The sequence below is a fragment of the Lysobacter sp. ISL-50 genome (assembly GCF_018612875.1).
Classification (GTDB): domain Bacteria; phylum Pseudomonadota; class Gammaproteobacteria; order Xanthomonadales; family Xanthomonadaceae; genus Lysobacter.
In genome coordinates this window covers 68,773-84,772 of the sequence record NZ_JAGGRI010000037.1, presented here as the reverse complement: position 1 = coordinate 84,772, position 16,000 = coordinate 68,773, and the positions used below count along the sequence as shown (strand labels likewise).

16 protein-coding genes are annotated in these 16,000 nt (G+C 66.0%); 6 read left to right on the top strand and 10 right to left on the bottom strand.

What is annotated here, in order from left to right; translation table 11 throughout:
* Positions 1 to 8 precede the first annotated feature (8 nt).
* Complete coding sequence (locus J7J50_RS19700) at positions 9 to 599, bottom strand: hypothetical protein (protein ID WP_215055566.1); 591 nt, start codon at positions 597 to 599, stop codon at positions 9 to 11.
* A gap of 203 nt (positions 600 to 802) precedes the next feature.
* Here J7J50_RS19700 and J7J50_RS19695 point away from each other — a divergent pair, with 203 nt between their 5' ends.
* On the top strand, positions 803 to 1,735 hold the full coding sequence (locus tag J7J50_RS19695; RefSeq protein ID WP_215055565.1) for a DUF1570 domain-containing protein: 933 nt from the start codon (positions 803 to 805) through the stop codon (positions 1,733 to 1,735).
* 100 nt (positions 1,736 to 1,835) lie between these two features.
* The gene (locus J7J50_RS19690) at positions 1,836 to 2,705 is read left to right on the top strand and encodes a LysR family transcriptional regulator (protein WP_215055564.1); all 870 of its coding nucleotides are present in this window, start codon (positions 1,836 to 1,838) and stop codon (positions 2,703 to 2,705) included.
* Positions 2,706 to 2,795: 90 nt separating this feature from the next.
* On the opposite strand, the gene J7J50_RS19685 is transcribed toward J7J50_RS19690, so the two are convergent.
* The 4 genes from J7J50_RS19685 to J7J50_RS19670 all read right to left on the bottom strand — a co-directional run bounded on the left by J7J50_RS19685 (position 2,796) and on the right by J7J50_RS19670 (position 8,686).
* Entirely contained in the window at positions 2,796 to 3,140 is a 345-nt protein-coding gene (locus tag J7J50_RS19685) for a hypothetical protein (protein WP_215055563.1), read from the bottom strand.
* Positions 3,141 to 3,173: 33 nt separating this feature from the next.
* Positions 3,174 to 6,695 (bottom strand): peptidoglycan-binding domain-containing protein, encoded by a 3,522-nt coding sequence (locus tag J7J50_RS25310; RefSeq protein ID WP_215062910.1) that lies wholly within the window; start codon positions 6,693 to 6,695, stop codon positions 3,174 to 3,176.
* A 170-nt stretch (positions 6,696 to 6,865) separates the two neighbouring features.
* Positions 6,866 to 7,324, bottom strand: coding sequence for a hypothetical protein (locus tag J7J50_RS19675; RefSeq protein ID WP_215055561.1), 459 nt, complete (start codon positions 7,322 to 7,324; stop codon positions 6,866 to 6,868).
* A gap of 732 nt (positions 7,325 to 8,056) precedes the next feature.
* Positions 8,057 to 8,686: a TetR/AcrR family transcriptional regulator gene (locus J7J50_RS19670; protein ID WP_215055560.1), complete on the bottom strand. Its 630-nt coding sequence runs from the start codon at positions 8,684 to 8,686 to the stop codon at positions 8,057 to 8,059.
* 69 nt (positions 8,687 to 8,755) lie between these two features.
* Between J7J50_RS19670 and J7J50_RS19665 the strand changes: the two genes are divergently transcribed.
* On the top strand, positions 8,756 to 9,181 hold the full coding sequence (locus J7J50_RS19665; RefSeq protein ID WP_215055559.1) for a VOC family protein: 426 nt from the start codon (positions 8,756 to 8,758) through the stop codon (positions 9,179 to 9,181).
* Positions 9,182 to 9,206: 25 nt separating this feature from the next.
* On the opposite strand, the gene J7J50_RS19660 is transcribed toward J7J50_RS19665, so the two are convergent.
* The 3 genes from J7J50_RS19660 to J7J50_RS19650 form a co-directional block, all read right to left on the bottom strand.
* Positions 9,207 to 9,446: a hypothetical protein gene (locus tag J7J50_RS19660; protein ID WP_215055558.1), complete on the bottom strand. Its 240-nt coding sequence runs from the start codon at positions 9,444 to 9,446 to the stop codon at positions 9,207 to 9,209.
* Between the two features lie 119 nt (positions 9,447 to 9,565).
* Positions 9,566 to 10,429 (bottom strand): DUF1684 domain-containing protein, encoded by an 864-nt coding sequence (locus J7J50_RS19655; RefSeq protein WP_215055557.1) that lies wholly within the window; start codon positions 10,427 to 10,429, stop codon positions 9,566 to 9,568.
* A 174-nt stretch (positions 10,430 to 10,603) separates the two neighbouring features.
* A complete protein-coding gene (locus J7J50_RS19650; protein WP_215055556.1) occupies positions 10,604 to 10,921 on the bottom strand; it encodes a cyclic-phosphate processing receiver domain-containing protein in 318 nt (105 codons plus the stop codon).
* Positions 10,922 to 11,222: 301 nt separating this feature from the next.
* Here J7J50_RS19650 and J7J50_RS19645 point away from each other — a divergent pair, with 301 nt between their 5' ends.
* From J7J50_RS19645 to J7J50_RS19635, 3 genes are all read left to right on the top strand, one after another.
* Positions 11,223 to 11,864 carry a hypothetical protein gene (locus J7J50_RS19645; protein WP_215055555.1) on the top strand — a complete coding sequence of 214 codons (642 nt, stop codon included), beginning with the start codon at positions 11,223 to 11,225 and terminating at the stop codon, positions 11,862 to 11,864.
* A gap of 141 nt (positions 11,865 to 12,005) precedes the next feature.
* Positions 12,006 to 12,302, top strand: coding sequence for a PAAR domain-containing protein (locus tag J7J50_RS19640; protein ID WP_215055554.1), 297 nt, complete (start codon positions 12,006 to 12,008; stop codon positions 12,300 to 12,302).
* Between the two features lie 86 nt (positions 12,303 to 12,388).
* On the top strand, positions 12,389 to 12,982 hold the full coding sequence (locus J7J50_RS19635) for an HAD family hydrolase (RefSeq protein ID WP_215055553.1): 594 nt from the start codon (positions 12,389 to 12,391) through the stop codon (positions 12,980 to 12,982).
* A 218-nt stretch (positions 12,983 to 13,200) separates the two neighbouring features.
* Here J7J50_RS19635 and J7J50_RS19630 read toward each other — a convergent pair whose 3' ends face one another.
* Both J7J50_RS19630 and J7J50_RS19625 read right to left on the bottom strand, forming a co-directional pair.
* The gene (locus J7J50_RS19630; protein WP_215055552.1) at positions 13,201 to 14,553 is read right to left on the bottom strand and encodes a S41 family peptidase; all 1,353 of its coding nucleotides are present in this window, start codon (positions 14,551 to 14,553) and stop codon (positions 13,201 to 13,203) included.
* 105 nt (positions 14,554 to 14,658) lie between these two features.
* On the bottom strand, positions 14,659 to 15,789 hold the full coding sequence (locus J7J50_RS19625; protein ID WP_215055551.1) for a linear amide C-N hydrolase: 1,131 nt from the start codon (positions 15,787 to 15,789) through the stop codon (positions 14,659 to 14,661).
* Positions 15,790 to 16,000: the final 211 nt, after the last annotated feature.

Below are 16,000 nucleotides of genomic sequence, written 5' to 3'. Positions count from 1 at the left end.
GGCGCGCTTTAACCGCCGTCGCGCACCCGCGTGTCCGTGCTGATCCAGTTCATTTCCCAGGTCTTGCCCGCATCGGCGGAGAAGGCTTGTTCGAACAGGCAGCGGTCGCGGGTTTCGCAACGGATCACGAAGCGCACGCGGATCGGCCGGTCGCCCAGGCGGTCGTCGCCGTAGAACTCGCCGCGCCCGTGTTCGAAGCGGCCGGCGATGGGGGCGGTCAGGGCGCCGTCGCGCAGGCTGGCGTAGTGGATCGTCCACTGCCGGTTTTGCGGCTCGTACAAGCGCAGCGACACGCCCTCGATGCGGCCGGCGGGGCCGGCGATATCGAGTTCGGCGATATTGGCGCGGCCGTCGAGGAGTTTGCGCACCACCGTCGTGCCCTGGTACTCGACCCACTCGTCGGAACCGCTCAAGGGCTGCTTCAGGCGTTTGACGTGGCTGTTCCAGCGGCCGAATTCGAAGTCGAAACTGTTTTGTCCGTCGGCGGGGGCGCCGTCCGCGTCGGGGTGGGCGCGTTGCGCGGCGGTGGGCGCGATCGCCAGCAAGGCCGCCAGGCCGCCGGCGATCACGGCGAAGGTCACGCTGTTTCGTGCGCTCATCGGGCGGTAGTCCTTTCCGGCCGCGCGGGGAGCGGCCGCCGCTGCACTGTGTGGCGTAGGCCGGGCCCACTCCAGGGCCAGTTAGGCGGCGCGCTCCAGGCCACTTTGCGCGGGCGGCGATTGCGCGCGATCGCGGCTTCGCCCGAGAATGATCGCGACCGGGGCGATGCGCTCGGCTGACTCTCACGCAGGATGCGACGCCGATGCCCACCGCACGCAAGACTCTGTCGATCCTCGCGCTGGCGGCGAGCCTGTGCACGGCCTGCGGCGAACGCCAGCCGCCGCCGCCCGCGCCGATCCCGACCCGCGCAGCCCCGGCGCCGGTGCGGATACCGCCGGGCGCGCAGGAGTTCCAGACCGATCACTACGCGATCTTCAGCACCGCCACGGCGAAACGCACGGTGCAGGTCGCGGCCGCCGTGGAGGCGCTGAACCGCGCCTACGGGCGCTTCTTCGATCTGCCGGCGGCCGCGGCGGATGCGCCGCGGCTCAAGCTGATTTTGTATCGCGACAAGCACGAATTCTCGCAATACAACACCAGCATGCCCTGGGCCGAGGCCTATTACCGCAAGCCGTACTGCCACGCCTACTACGCCGATGGCGGCGGCAACCCGTATCACTGGATGCTGCACGAAGCCACCCATCAGTTGAACGCCGAGCGCGCCGGCATGGCGACGGCGAAATGGATCAACGAAGGTCTGGCGACGTATTTCGGCGCCAGCCGGCTGGAGAACAATCGCCTGTCTCCGGGGCGGATCGATCCGGACACCTATCCGATCTGGTGGGTCGCCGACTTGCAGCTGAGCGGTTCGTTGCAGCGCGATCTCGACGAAGGCCGCTTGATCGAATTGCGCAAACTCATCGACGGCACCGGCCCGGACATCGGCGGGCGTTATCTCAATACCTATTACATCGAGTACTGGAGCCTGTCGCATTTCCTGTTCCACTACCAGGACGGCAAGTACGCGAGCGCCTATCGCGGACTGATTCGCGGCGGCGGATCGCTGAAGGAGTTCGAAGCCGCGCTGGGTCCGGTCGGGCGCCTGCAACAACAGTGGTACGACTATCTGCTGGAGCGGCAGGCCGAGCTGGCATTGCAAGAACAAGCGGTGCCGGCGACCGCGATCCGGCGTTGATCGCGTCCGACGTTGACACCGGCGGCGCGGGCGCTTTGAATCTGCGCACCCGGCCGATGCGGCATTCGCCCGCACGGGCCCATTCACTACTGGAAACGCCATGGCGCACGCCCGCATCAATCTCGGCGCACTGAAGGTCTTCGAAGCCGCGGCGCGCGCGCTCAGCCTGACCCGCGCGGCCGATGAGCTCAACGTCACCCAGGCGGCGGTCAGCCATCAGGTACGGCTGCTGGAGAATCAGCTCGGCGTGGAGTTGTTCCGCCGTCTGCCGCGCGGTCTGGCCCTGACCGACGAAGGGTTGAGCCTGCTGCCGGCGATCCAGGAGGCCTTCGGCCGCATCGACGATGCCCTGGACCGCGTCGGCGACGGTCTGGCGCGCGAAGTGGTGCATGTCGGCGCGGTCGGCACCTTCGCCAGCGGTTGGCTGCTGCCGCGGCTGGCCGAGTTCGCGCGCCTGCATCCGTCGGTGGACGTGCGCGTGAGCACGCACAACAACCGCGTCGATCCGGCCGCGGAAGGCCTGGACTACGCGATCCGCTACGGCCGCGGCGCATGGCCGGGGATGGAAAGCCGGTTCCTGATGAACGCGCCGGTCACGCCGCTGTGCACGCCGGTGATCGCCGCGCAACTGCGCCGCGCCGAAGAACTGCCGCGCTTCGCCTTGCTGCGCTCGTACTTCGTCGATGATTGGCGGCTGTGGTTCGAAGCGGCGCAGGCGGTGCCGAACGGCCCGATCAACGGGCCGATCTTCGATTCCTCGCTGACGATGGTGCAATGCGCGTTGCAGGGACTCGGCGTCGCGCTCGCGCCGGCCTCGATGTTCGCGCGCGAACTCGCCGAAGGCCGGTTGGTGCAGCCGTTTCCTACGATGTTGGACGCGGGCGGCTATTGGCTGACGCGGCTGGCGCTGAAACCGGCGGGCGACGGCGCCACGGCGTTTTCGCAGTGGATCGAAAAGACCGCGGCGTAAGCTTTCGCGGGGATACGCGCTTATCGCGGCGCGGGCGCGAACACCCCAGGAAAAACCGGACTTATCTAGAAGAAGCCGAAACCGTTTCGTCTATCGTTTCGGGAGCGGAACCTTTTCGGGAATGGCCTGCCAGAATGCGCGGGAAAATCCCGATTCCATCTGAGACCGCTCCCACCAGTCAGGATTTACCGACTCGACCAAGCGACGTTGCCAGCGATGCGGCCAGTTCCGGATTTCCGCCGCGCGCATGCGCGCAGCGTCATGGGTTTCCATCTGTTCGTACCACACCAAGCAGAAGGCAGCCAAGCCGTGATCATCTGCCGCGCAAGCGCGCTTGAAATGGGTCTCCTTGACCTCCCTCATCACGTCCGCGAGTAGGCCACCGACGCCGACCACATACGGGCCGGCGCGTTGATCGGCGAGCAAACAGGCCATGTATGGCGCGCTGGTCACCTTGATCTCTCTCGCCTATCTTCGCGGCCCCTGACTAGGGTCGTCCGGCCCACGCTGTGGGGCCTCCTGCGCCAGTTGCTGATTGAACGACTGCGTCTCGCGCAAAGTGTCCTGCATCGATGGGGCCGGGCCGGTGGTAGAGACACCGGTATGGAATCCAGGCGTGTGTGCGCCTACCCACAGCTTCCCATTGGCAACACCGACTGGCCCGATGCTCTCCGCGTCCGCTATACCGTTGCGTTTGGCCGCAAGCATTGCCGCCGCCACGGTTTCGTCGGGCACATCGGCCGATACGTTTCCGCGGATCTTCGCGAACATCTTCTGATCCGCTGGAGACAGGCGCGACAGGTCCGCAGTCTCTGCGGCCCGTTCGGGCGCGGTCTTATCCGCGGCTTCCTCGCTCGGTGCGTACTGCGGTCCACGCGTATTGGAAGGCGTTTCGTCAGGTGCTGTTGAAGGCTCCACGCGATTAGCTACAGCTTCGTTAGCGCGGGCGTCGGGCAACGGCGTATTCAGCGATGCTGTGGCTGGCTCGACTTTGCGCTCGTCGCGCGCCGCGAGCGCCGGCTCGGCTGATGCCGGGTTCTTCTCGGCGGCAGGAGCCTCAATTTCGTTTTTTGCGGTCTTCTGAGATTCGATCTTCGCTTGCTGCGCAACCGCGAGCGCTTGAATCGTATCCGGATCAACAATCCCCGTGTTGGGTAACCCGTGATCGCGTTGCAGTTGGCGAACGGCATGCTCGGTCGCGCCGTCGAAGTGTCCGCGCTCCGGAATCGGCGCTTCCTCGGGACCGCGATAGCCGACGCGTTGCAGACGGAACTGCAACATTTCGACGTCCTGTCCCCGGTCGCCGCGCCGCAACGTGCCATCGTCGGGTGCGGGTGAGGTGTCAACCGCCGCGACAGGCGCGACCTGCGCCGCGGTCGGGGAAGGCGCCTGGGTTGGCGCGCCGGGTGCGGACAGCGGCTGCGGCGCGGGTGCTTCTTGCTCCGGTGGCTTCGAGACCAAGACCTTCGGCTTTTCGGTCACGACCAACGGCACCGCGACCGGCGCAGGCTCGACCGGCTTCGGTGTTGACGGCGATGCTGGCTCGGCCACAGTGCGACTGTTTCCCGCAATGCTGGCGGGCGGCGCAGTCAGAGGACCGACGGGCGGGACGGCTGCGGTCCGCTGCGTGGCACTCGGGTCCGCTAATGTCGGCGGACCTTGGCCCCGTTCCTGGCCGCGCTGCACATCCTGCAGTGGTTCCACTGCAAGCTGTGCATTCACCGGCTTGATCGGCGCGGGCGATGGCGCATCGGACTCGCGTGCAGCCTCGGGCTTGGGTTGCGGTTGCACGCGATTTGGGTCAATTGCGCCCACGACGATTTCGGGTTCGCGATCAGCGGCACTCGCCACCGCTTGGCGGGCTGTCTCCTGAACATCATCCCGTTTCAGTCCCAAGCGATTGGCTTCGCGAACGACTTGCTCCAACGCCGCTTGCTGCTGCGCAGACAGATTCGCGATTCGCAACTCCGGCGCCTCGGGCGTTGTGGAAGGCGGAGAACGCAAATCCAGCATCGCCATCTGCACTTCAAGGGGACGGGTGACGGCGTAGACACGGTTCGCGCCGTCTGGGCCTCGGCCGATATGTTCGATCGGGCTATCGATATCGAACTCATTCTTCGCGTTGCGACCCAGGTGCAATAACGTCGCGAGCGGTGCAACGCCTTGTTCCTGCTGCGTGCGCCTCACGGCTTCCAGCGCCGCCTCAAGCTGTTCTGGATTGGGATTGGCCTTATGAACCCGATAGGTCGCCAACAAATCCGTCCGTTCAATGTCCTCAAGTGTCGGCGGTTGCCATTGCCGGATATCGGCAACCTGCTGCTTATGCTGCGCCAACTGCGGCTGCAGTTCCGCGCGTGTGCTCTCCAATTCCTGACGCAAGTTGCCGGAGGCCACGACGGATTCGCCGTTGCGCTGCCACTGCCCTTCCGGCGTGCGCTGGTACAGCTTCCCATCCGACGCGGTCAACGAATCATCACGAAGCGTCGATTCAATGGAGGGAGGTACGACGCCGAAGCGCTCCCAGCCTTCGCTACGATGCACCACTTCATAGCGAGCGGCCATCGGTGCGGGGCCGTTGGCGATGTTCTTGCGGATTACCTGCTGCGCAGCACGATCCAGCTCGGCCGCGCGCTCGGCGCTGGCAGGCTCGATTCGAACCATCGGCACGCCGGGCTGCTCAAAGCCGACGACCACCTTGCGATCCCATATGCCCGTTTGCGGATTACGCTCCCAATCGGCGCGGCGCAGGCTCGCCGGATCGTTCTCTGCCGCTAGCTGCGAGTACGGATTACGCGGCGGCTGCAGCTTGCCTATCGCCAGCTCCGTTGCGGAATTGCTGGCCCGATAACTGAGTTCGTTCGCCTTTTCCGGATCGGCGGAAAAGCGCTGCTCAACGGGTTTGTCCTGACCATCATCGAGCATATCGCCCAAGTCCTGCCGGACCCATTGCAGCCCATTGGACTTCCACTCAACGCCCTGCAGGTCCTTCTGCGTGAAGGTCTTGTAGCTGTCCAGCACCGTCGCGACGTGCTCACCTACATGCGCGCCGGCTACGGCGGCACCGCCGACGACGATGAAGCCAAGTACGCCAGGGCCGGTCGCTGCAGCGGTGGCAACAAGGCCGGCAGAAGCACCACCAATCCAGCCGCCCGTGCCGCGGGCGGCGTAGTGCGTCAGTTCGGATTGCGCGGCTAGTCGATTGTCTTGCGCGAGCAGGGTGTCCACGCGAGAACCAGTTTGTACCGCGTCGTAGGCGCTGGCGGCAACGCCCAGACCTACAGCAGCACCTATTCGTCTGATGGAAGCCGATTGCGCGGCCTCCCTCGCACCTGCGCTCTGTGCTAGCTGCGCTTGCCAGTCACTAATGTGCCGCTGCCCTGCAAGCGCGTACTCAGTCGGAGGGTTCATGGTTTCCGCGAGTGGCCGGGTGACTTCCGTAAACCCAGGCGCTTTACCTTCAATCTGGGTGCCGGCGAAGTAGGCCCGGCTATCCATTAGGATAGAACGCGACTCTCCCCGCAGTGGAGTTCCGGCATCGTCAACGGCCACTCGCAACCGAGCTACATTGTCGCGTGCACGCGCGACGATCATTTCGAACGCGGCTTGATCTCCATGAGTGGATTGACGTGCCACCAGTACTTCGCGTGGGATGCCCTCGATTGTAGTGACGTTCTGATTGGCGAGTACATGCGGTACCTCAATCGCGCCGAAGACGCGAGTAGGCTGCGCATCGCTAACGATGGCGCGGACCTCGCCGACCGTCTTATCCGCGAAGCGACCCGACGCATCCGCCCAAGGGCCTTCGGTGGGGTGGTAGAGCCAGTCTGTAGCGGGACCGCGGTAGTTTCCGGTGATCAACGGCTCCGGATCAGCCAAGCCATAAGATCTAGCAATTGCATACTTGAAATCGCGGGACTCTAAAAAGTCCGCTGCTTGACTGCCGTTAATAACGCGAACATCTTCGCCAGCGGCCCGCATCGCATTGATCACGTCGGTTGACCAAATATCTTTCGCAGTGGCCCCGCTGTACAGCACAGTCAGACGTCCAGAACTGTCTGCATCTACCTGCGCAGCTAGTTCTCGCAACTGCTGCGGTGTTGCGTAATGACTTGGACTCCCACGCAGAAGCGCGATCGCTTCGTCAGCGCTAAGTGCACTTGTCATGCAACGCATCCCTGGTCGATCTCCAGGATGACTCGATATCCCGACCAATCACGCGAGTAAACCCCGAAGCTTCTATACGCAACCAGTGCTTCTTTGAGGTCAGCGAGGATTTGTGACTTATGATCTTTCAAGTGCGGCGGGAGGCCGCTGCTCCCGTTGAGCCACATCAGCTTCCATTGCGACCAGCCGACGCGGTCTGATTCTTCTCCGCTAGATATGAGATCAAGCCGCAGGTAGATTAATTCACCGCCCCAAAAGAAATTCCATTCGGTGCGATTGCGGATTTCAGGATCGGCGCCGCCGCCAGAGGCAATATTCCTGAAGTAGATATTTCGCTCGCGGTCGACCGTCCAGTCCCGCGCTCTGGTTCGTCCTACATAGACTTTTTCATCAATTGTTTTGAGATCGAAGCGCTCGACATCCTCGGCAGGAATGAATTCGTTTACAAACGGCATTTCAGGCTCCGGGTCAGCTAGATAGTCCGTGCTTGAAGGTACGAGAATGTCCTTCCGCATCCAGGAATGGATGCAGCGCATCGGCAATAGGTCGGTAGCAGCGTGGGCACATAACTGTCCATGTTGGACCCGTGTAAATGTCCTTACCGCGAGTCCTAAGCGGTAAGGTCCTGGGGTGCCCGCGAAAGGGCCCGTCCAAGGAATTCGGGTCAAGCCGGAACGCCTACGTTGGGCACTTCCGCAGTAGTAGGGTAAAGCTGAGCTCAGCTTGTACCGTCGGCTCAGTGGGAGTCAAGACCGCCCACGGGTTTCTGTGGAAACGTTCCGGCAACGGTGCGAGCGTGATGCATAGCATGTGCTACGACAGCGCTTGGAGACCACCACGAATGCTCGTCTGAAGCAGGAGTTCCTCAAGCACGATCGATTCGCTCGGGGTAAGGCCGCCACCAATTTCCCTATGCGAAACGCCAGAGTGCAGCAACGATCGCGCCGAGAACGCTAAGGATGATGACGGCGCCCACGACTAGGAAGAACAACTGGGTTAGGAACCTGGCGGCTGTACTCGTCGTAGGCTTGACGAATGTCTTGGGTGGATGAACGTCGGCAGCGCTCCAAAAGTTCATGTGGGACGCTCCAGGGAAAGGGCGATGGAGCGGGCGTGTGCCGGCTCGGTTCCCATGCTGGGCAGCGGCGCTTTCAGGATTTGTCGGCAGTGATGCGGCGCCGCGGCGTTCAACGCTTGCGCGGTTTGGCGGCGGGCCGCTCCAGTACGCGTTGCAGCAACCACGCCATCGTCGCGCCCACGCGCTCGGCATCGGCGCCGGCGTCGATCTCCAGCGCGGCGCGGTCGAACGCGGCCGGCAGCAGTTTCGCCAGGGCCGGGACATCGACTTCGTGCTCGCCGAGCGCGGCGGCGAGGCCTTCGTGCAAGGTGTCGGCGGCGTTGGCGTCGTCGATCGCGGCGATGTCGGCCAGACCGAGTACCGCGGGGCCGTCGATCAGCAGCAGGCGAGTGCGGCCGGGCACGGTCATCGCGCGCAGATAGGCTTGAGCGCCGACGCTCAGCGCCGATTGCGGGTCCGGGTCGTTCGCGGTCGCCGCGACGATGTCCTCGCGCACGCTCCGCGCCTCGCGCTGCAAGACGTGGCGGAACAGATCGCGCTTGTCGATGAAGTGGTGATAGAGCGCGCCGCGGGTGATGCCGGCGGCGACCGCGACCTCGGGCGTGGACGTATCGCTGTAGCCCTTGCTCACGAACAGCGCGCGCGCGGCTTCAAGCAGGGCGTGGCGGGTGGCCTCGGTACGCTCGCGGTTGCTGCGCGGGCCGGGGGAAGGCGAACGGCGTGGACGGGGCTCTTGCATACATGCAGCCTGTACGTTAATGTCGGTTTACATACAGACTGTATGTCACCCGGACGAGGCCCACAACCGATGAAAGTCACCAGCTACTACCCCGTGATCATGACCGGCGATGTCGCCGGCACCGCCGCGTTCTACCAGCGCCATTTCGGCTTCGTCGCCTTGTTCACCGCCGACTGGTACATGCACCTGCAATCGGCCGAAGACCCGTCGGTGAATCTGGCGGTGCTGGACGGTGGTCACCCCACCATTCCCGAATCCGGGCGCGGGCGGGTCGGCGGCTTGCTGTTGAACTTCGAAGTCGAGGACGTGGACGTGGTCCACGAGCGGCTGCGCGAGGCAGGCCTGCCGCTGCTGCTGAGCCTGCGCGACGAAGCCTTCGGCCAGCGTCATTTCATCACCGCCGATCCCAACGGCGTGCTGATCGACATCATCCAGCCGATCGCGCCCAGCGCCGAATTCGCGGCGCAGTACCAGGCGGGCGCGTTGCCGACTTGATCGGGGAGCGACTGGAAGGCGGCCGTCAGCCGGCGCGGCGCAGGCGCGCCCAGATCAACAGGCTCGCGCCGAGCACGATCACGGCCGCGTCGATCGCCACAGCGAGGCTGCTGCGCTGCACGTGGAAATAGCTGCCCTTGGCGATGTGAACGACGCCGTCGTGAAAGTGCAGGTACACATCCACGGCCAGCAGCGACAAACCGCACAGCGACACGATCGCGCCGATCCACAGGGCCGCCGAGCGAAGATGAGTGGCTTGCGGCATCGGATCGTGGGCGCATCACAGCGAGGTGTCGGCCGATGCTAACGCGCGCCGCGACGCCGGCTCAATCCGCGCGGCCGCACATTCGACTCAAGCCGGCGCCGACGCGCGCCGGCCCGGCCTCAATGCCCGCCCGGCGGATACTTCTCGCCGTATTTCAGCTCCACCGGCACGAACGTGGTCAGGTTGATCGGGCAGTTGTAGTAGTCCGAATGCGCGCACAGGAAGCTGTACATCGTGTTCAAGTTGACGGTCATGGTCTTCGGCGCGGCGCCGGGCTCGAACGTGACTCCGAGCACGCGGCCGCCGCCGTAGCTGGTTTTCTTCGAGGTCTTGTCGGTCACGAACATCAGCACGTGGTTGATCTTCGACCAGTCGCGCTCCTTGTTGAACGCGCGCAAGGTGTAGGTCTTGCCCTGGACCGGCAGCTGCACGTCGCCGATCCAGTACATCAGCCCGGTGTGATTGCGCGAATCCAGATGGCTCACGCCGACCGGCGTGTCCTTGCGGGTGAAGCTCGCGGTGACCACGCCCTTGGGATCGTAGGGAAAGAACGACATTCCCTTGTAGTGCTTGGCGACCCGCGCCGGGTTGTACAGCCAGGTCTTGAGCGAATCTTCGTAGACGGTGCCGCGCACGGTCAGGCCGTTGGGCAGGACCTGCTGCTGATCCTTGGCCTTGAGCAGATCGGTGGCCGCCACGCCCGGGCCTTCGATGATCGCCTTGCCGTCGCGATAGCCGACGCGAACCTCGTCCTTGCCGCCGGCGTCCTTGGCCCAGCGCGCGTCGGCCGGTTTCTGTCCGGCGGGCAGATGCGCGCTGGCGCCGGCGGCGATGACGATCACGTCCTGGATCGCGTACATCCCGGTCGGCCCGCTGGCCTGCTGGATCATCGCGGCGCGGAAGGCGTCCCAGTCCTGGCGCGGGTCGGCGTGCGCCGCGCAGGACAGTGCGAGCAACAAGGCCGAATACAGTAGCGGGCGCATGGGCGGGTCTCATTGAAAGATGGGCCGACTGTGCCAGCGGCGGGCGCGGCGCGCCTGCGCCGAAAGTAGGGTGTCGTGAGGCGGCGAGCAACCGCCGTTGGGCCGCATTGCGTGTGCCGCGGTGTCATAAGCCGACGAACGGATGCGGCGCGCGCGCCGACGATCCTCGCGGCCTCATTCGCCGTCGCGCGCGGGTCTCGACGCCGCCGCGGCGCGCTCCACCGCCTCGATCCCCGCCAGCATCCGCGTCCGCGCCGCCGGATTGGCCGAATGCACGGCGATCCGCGGCGGCACGAAGCCGCGTTCGATCACCGCGCGCTCGATCCAGACGATCACCTCGTAACCGGTGCCGCGCGCGTCGTCGCCGAGATCGTGATCCAGACTCAGTTCGGCGACCTCGCCGGTTTCCAGCAGCGCGATCGCTTCGTCCGGCCAATAGACGCGCCGCCAACCCGGCGGCGTCACGCGTTCGTCATCGAGAAATACGCGCATCGTCCGCGGTCCCTGAGCAGAGTCGCCGCATCCTGACACCGCATCGATCGCATCGGCAAGATCGCGGCCGCGCGCGGCGCATGGCGAAAACTGCGGGCGCGGTCGGATTCCAGTGAGCGCTGTCGCACGATTCGGAATATCCGCGCTCACGGCGTGTCCTCCGCTGCCTGCCCGCGGGCGTTATCAGACGACACGGATGTCGTCCGCGGCGGCATCCTCTATTCCCGGTTGCGGTTTCGAATGCGCGCCGCATTGGCGCGGCGGTTTCGATACGGCGCCGGTCCTGATCACGGAGCCCTGCATGTCCTCGTTGTTGTCGCCCGCCGAACTGGCCTGGTACGTCACCGGGCGTTTTTACCGTACCGGCGAAGGTTGGCTGGCCGACTACGGCTATTTCCTGCATCTGTCGGGCATCGTCGGGGATATGTTCGACGGCGAACCCGGCGAGGGCGCGGCGTATTTCACCTTCGCGGCGAAGCCGTTCAAGGCGCGCGCGGCCACCAACGGCGCCTTGAGCCTGGGGCTGGACCCGGTCGGAGAGTTCTCGGTGTATCTGCAGCGCGTCCCGGGCGGCGATTTCGACCGGCCCGAGTCGTTCGCGCAGGGCGAGCGCATCGCCACGTTCCGGCGCACCGGGCTGGTGGTCGGCAGCACGGTGAGCGCGCAGGTCGGCGGCGCCCCGGTGCCGATCCTGGGCGACAACGTGTTCAGCGCCCGCCTGATCGACAGCCGCGGCTTCGAGTTCCAGGGCGCGCGTTACGACCTCGCCCGGATCCTGGGCCGCGGAGTGACCCAATTCGGTACCTCGGCCATGGTCCCCGTCGCATTTCCTGCACACGGAACGCATCCGCCTGCGTACGAACTCGTATTGCCGTTTACAGGGTCGGCGATCGCCTTGGCCGGGAATCCCGGCGGCGTCGTCGAAAGCGTGATTGGCAACTGATAATTGCTATTGATTGCAACCGAAAATACCGTTCCAGATGACCCTGGTCGAAGAATGCGCAGCGATCGATCACGCAGGCGATGCGGCGCCGTTACAGCGTCGTGCAGGCAGGGCTGGAGCATTCGGGAATGGAGGTGGGCGATGACCCGTTACTGGATCAAGGTCGGCGATACAACCAGCGGTGGCGGCACCGTGCTCAGCGGCGCGGCCAGCGACCCGGCCGGCGGCCTGGCCTGGGCGCGCATCGGCGATTCGGTGCAATGCGGCGTGCACGGCATGACCACCATCGTGACCGGCGACAGCGAGCATCCGATCGACGGCCGCGCGGCCGCGCGCCACGGCGATTTCTGCGCCTGCGGCTGCATCCTGATCTCGCGCAGCCAGATTCAATGCATCGCCGAGATGGGCGGCGGTTTCGCCGCGGCGCGGGGCAGGTAGCCGGGTCGAACGCGCGGGCGCGGCGAAGCGGCGGCGGCTAGACTGCGCGCGGGCGGCGTCGCCCGGGCTTCAGGATCAACCGCCGCATGGATCTGGCGTTATTCGATTTCGACGGCACCATCACTTACCGCGAAACCTTTCCGGGTTTCGTCCGCGCCAGCGTCGGCCGCCGGCGTCTGTGGCTGGGCAATGTCCTGCTCGCGCCGCATGTGATCGGCTACAAGCTGGGCTGGGTGTCGGGGCAGGCGGTGCGCCGGCGCATCGTCGCGTTCGGCTATCGCGGCCGGCGCGAGCACGAGGTGCGCGCCGCCGCCGCGCGTTATCTGTATGAAGTGGTCGCGGCGCAACTGCGGCCCGAAGCGATGCAGCGCATCGCCTGGCATCGCGAGCGCGGCGATCGCATCGTCGTGGTCACGGCTAATCTCGAACTGTTCGTTTCGGCCTGGTGCGATGCGCAGGGGCTGGAATACATCTGTTCGCATCTGGAAACCCGCGACGGCGTGCTGACCGGCCGCTATCTGGGCCGCGACTGCTGCGGCGCGGAGAAGCCGCGGCGTGTGTGCGAGCGCATCGAGCTGAGCGATTACGGCAGCGTGTACGCCTACGGCGACACGGTCGAGGATCTGGACTTGCTGGCATTGGCCGATCGCAAGTATTACCGCGGGCGGGAAGTGGCCTGAGCGCGGCGTCTGTGTGACCGGGTTCAAGCGCGGGCGAGGCGCGCGATCCATGCGCGCAGACAAAGGCAGAGCGTCGTCAGCCCGTCCGGGCGCGGGATGATAGGGGGCGCCGGAGCAGGCTGCGACGCCCTGCATGATGGAAAACGCGCGCGTATCGCCGTTGTGAATCGCCGTCGGTTCGCCGCCGCGCGGCCGCGGCGGCGAATCCCGCGATCGGCTCAGCGCCGATAGCGATTGGAACTGCCGTCCGCGCGCAAGGTTTCCAGCGCCGTCACCCGGCCGTCGTCGCCGCGCTCGAAGCGCACGCGCACGCCCGGGTTGCCATCGACGAAAAACAGATCGCGCTGCAGCGCGATCAGCGCTTGCGGCGGGCGCTGGCCGTTGCGCAGTACCAGTTGCCCGCCGTCGGCGCCGATCTGGATGCGATCGTATTGGCCCAGGTAATCGGCGGCGGCCGGCGTGTCGCGGTTCGGCGCGGACTGCGCGCGCAGCGCCTCCAGGGTCCAGCGCGCGTCCAGCGTGTCGGCGCCGGCCGGCGCCGCGGCGATCACCCGTTCCAATGCCAGTTGCTGCGCGGTCTGCAGCGCCTCGCGCTGCGCCACCGCGACATCCGGGGCGACGCCGCTGCCTTCCCAGTTTTTATGCGTGATCGGATTGGTCGGCGAGCCGCTGGAAACGAACACGCTGAAGCCGTCCTTCAAGGCGATCTCTTCGCCGGGATTGGCCGCGCCGGCGCTGGCCTCGCCGATCACCTTCGCCCGGCCCGCGCTTTGCAGGGTGTAGGCCAGCGCTTCGGCCGCCGAAGCGGTGCGCGGGCTGGTCAGCAGGTACAGCGGCACTTGCAGGCGCGGGTCGCGATACCAGTCGCGCGGCGCTTCGCTGTCGCTGCGCATGCGCTCGCCTTCGCGCCATCGGAAGGTGTTGTAGATGTCGGCGTTTTTGGCGGTGAAGGCGCTGGTCAAATAACCGACCGCGGCCGGCGAGCCGCCGCCGTTGTCGCGCAGGTCGATGATCACCGCGTCGGTGGCAAGGATGAGCTGCAAGGCCGCGTCGAGCGCGCGCCGCGCCGGCGCGGAGTCGTCGCCGAAGTCGAAGTCGGGAAGCTCGCGCAGATCGATATAGCCCAGATTGCCCGGCAGCACTTCGACCTTGCGCAGGCCGTAGTTGCGGCGGCGGCTGAAATCCACCGGCGCAGGTCCGGTCGCGGTGGCGGGCGCGGCGCCCGGCGGCGGCAAGCGGCGACGGCCTTGCGGCGCCGGGCCGGGCTGCGCCGGGTCGCGCCAGTTGACGCGGAAATGCGCGTCCAGCGGATGCAGGCGATCGCTCAAGGCCGTGGCCAGATCGCGCGGGTCGGGATAGCGGTCGTAACGGCCCTGGGCGGCCTCGCCGCGCAGTTCGTCGGCGATGGCATGCGCGCGCTGCGCGTCAAAGAAATTGCGTTCGATCGCCGAGGCGACCTCGGCGACGGCGTCGCGCGGCGATGCGGCGCCGGCGTGGGCGCCGCCGGCCAGCAGCAACAGCGCCAGCAGCGACGACAGACGGGACAGCGACGGGTGCGGCGGCTTGCGCATTGGATTCTCCCTGAGTGGACCCGTCGCGCGAGGGCGCGACGGGCGGCTTTCGATCGGCCTTTCCCACACAGATGCATGCAGGCGCCGGAGCGTCGCAAGGCGGGCTCAGGCAAAGCTGCTGGAGGCGTCGTTGTACCAGGCGCCGGGCGAGGGCAGCACCGCGATCGTCTTCAGCGCCGACATCTTGACGCTGCCGCCGCTGAAATCGACCTCGCTCAGATCGACCTTCTGCACCGTGGGATTGAACGCGGAGCTGAAGTAATAGACCGCATTGGTGTGATCGCGCGCGACCTGCCACATGGTCCAGTCGCCGACCGTGGGTGGAGCGGAGTCGGTGGCCGGGCTGATCAAGGCGCTGGCGTAGGGCGTGGCCTGGATGATCTGCACCAGCGACAGCGCGGCGCTGACGATGGTCTGGGTGCTGTCGGTCGCGCCGGCGTCGGGCACGGTGGGCAACCAGCCGGTGCCGTCGCTGGGCAGCTTGCCGTAGCCTTTGCGCAAGGTCGCGGCCTTGACGAAGCGCGAGGCCGACATGATGTCGCCGGGCAGGCCGAGCAGGCCGGCGCCGACCGGCGGGCCGGAGGTGTTGGTGCTCGACGTGCCGCTGCCCTCGACATTGAGGTTGACGTAGTCGGCCAGATTGGTGCGCTGCCAGTCGTAGGTCGGCGAGTTGGTCAGCACGCCGTCCTGGGTCGCGCCGCTGTCGTAGCTCGGCGGATAGACGTTCATCGCGCCGTTGATGAATTCGATCACCACGCTGGCCCCGGTCGGATCGGTGGCGATGAAATGCAGGGGCTTGTACAGATCCGAGCCCGGCGCCGGGCCGATGACGTTGATGCCGGCCAAGGCCGGCACTAACTCATCGACGGTGGCGAACTGGCTCATGATCCAGGCGCCCAGGTCGTAGTACTCCAGCGCGTCGCTGCTGGCGCTCGCGGCGTAGGCGGTGCCGGGCAGCCACAGCGAAGCGCAGGACAAGCCGGCGCTGTTGATGCCATCGACGAAGCACGGGAACACCGGCATGCCGGACGGATCGGCGAGGGCGACGAAGCCGTAAGTGCCGGTCCACGACACCGACCCGTTCTTGATCAGCGGAAAAACTTGCTGCGCGGGCACCAGGTACATCGAGGTCTTCATCACCCCGGTCAGTTCCATGCAGCGCGAGGAGATGTATTGGGTGGCGCTGCCGCCGGTGGCGGGGATGTTCGGAACGGCCAACAAGAAATTAGTGCACATGCGTAGCTCCTGTCCTGGGCGATCGAAGAAGGGACGAGTCGGTGCGGCGGAATGTCGCGGCCGCTGCGTTGCGTCGTGCGCAGGCTTGCGGTGCGATCGAGCGGGTGAAAACGGGCCGCCGCGACGGAGCGCGGCCATCAGGTGAGACCGTGCCGGAGGCGACGGCGGAATAAACAACGCGGCGACGGCGCGCGTGCGGCCAGGGGCGCCT

What these genes read in the sequence shown, in the direction of transcription:
- J7J50_RS19675 (WP_215055561.1), bottom strand. Translation starts at nt 7,324, where the DNA reads ATGCCGTTTGTAAACGAATTCATTCCTGCCGAGGATGTCGAGCGCTTC.
- J7J50_RS19635 (WP_215055553.1), top strand. Translation starts at nt 12,389, where the DNA reads ATGGATCTGGCGTTATTCGATTTCGACGGCACCATCACTTACCGCGAA.
- J7J50_RS19700 (WP_215055566.1), bottom strand. Translation starts at nt 599, where the DNA reads ATGAGCGCACGAAACAGCGTGACCTTCGCCGTGATCGCCGGCGGCCTG.
- J7J50_RS19655 (WP_215055557.1), bottom strand. Translation starts at nt 10,429, where the DNA reads ATGCGCCCGCTACTGTATTCGGCCTTGTTGCTCGCACTGTCCTGCGCG.
- J7J50_RS19630 (WP_215055552.1), bottom strand. Translation starts at nt 14,553, where the DNA reads ATGCGCAAGCCGCCGCACCCGTCGCTGTCCCGTCTGTCGTCGCTGCTG.
- J7J50_RS19670 (WP_215055560.1), bottom strand. Translation starts at nt 8,686, where the DNA reads ATGCAAGAGCCCCGTCCACGCCGTTCGCCTTCCCCCGGCCCGCGCAGC.
- J7J50_RS19685 (WP_215055563.1), bottom strand. Translation starts at nt 3,140, where the DNA reads ATGGCCTGTTTGCTCGCCGATCAACGCGCCGGCCCGTATGTGGTCGGC.
- J7J50_RS19625 (WP_215055551.1), bottom strand. Translation starts at nt 15,789, where the DNA reads ATGTGCACTAATTTCTTGTTGGCCGTTCCGAACATCCCCGCCACCGGC.
- J7J50_RS19650 (WP_215055556.1), bottom strand. Translation starts at nt 10,921, where the DNA reads ATGCGCGTATTTCTCGATGACGAACGCGTGACGCCGCCGGGTTGGCGG.
- J7J50_RS19665 (WP_215055559.1), top strand. Translation starts at nt 8,756, where the DNA reads ATGAAAGTCACCAGCTACTACCCCGTGATCATGACCGGCGATGTCGCC.
- J7J50_RS19660 (WP_215055558.1), bottom strand. Translation starts at nt 9,446, where the DNA reads ATGCCGCAAGCCACTCATCTTCGCTCGGCGGCCCTGTGGATCGGCGCG.
- J7J50_RS19690 (WP_215055564.1), top strand. Translation starts at nt 1,836, where the DNA reads ATGGCGCACGCCCGCATCAATCTCGGCGCACTGAAGGTCTTCGAAGCC.
- J7J50_RS19645 (WP_215055555.1), top strand. Translation starts at nt 11,223, where the DNA reads ATGTCCTCGTTGTTGTCGCCCGCCGAACTGGCCTGGTACGTCACCGGG.
- J7J50_RS19695 (WP_215055565.1), top strand. Translation starts at nt 803, where the DNA reads ATGCCCACCGCACGCAAGACTCTGTCGATCCTCGCGCTGGCGGCGAGC.
- J7J50_RS19640 (WP_215055554.1), top strand. Translation starts at nt 12,006, where the DNA reads ATGACCCGTTACTGGATCAAGGTCGGCGATACAACCAGCGGTGGCGGC.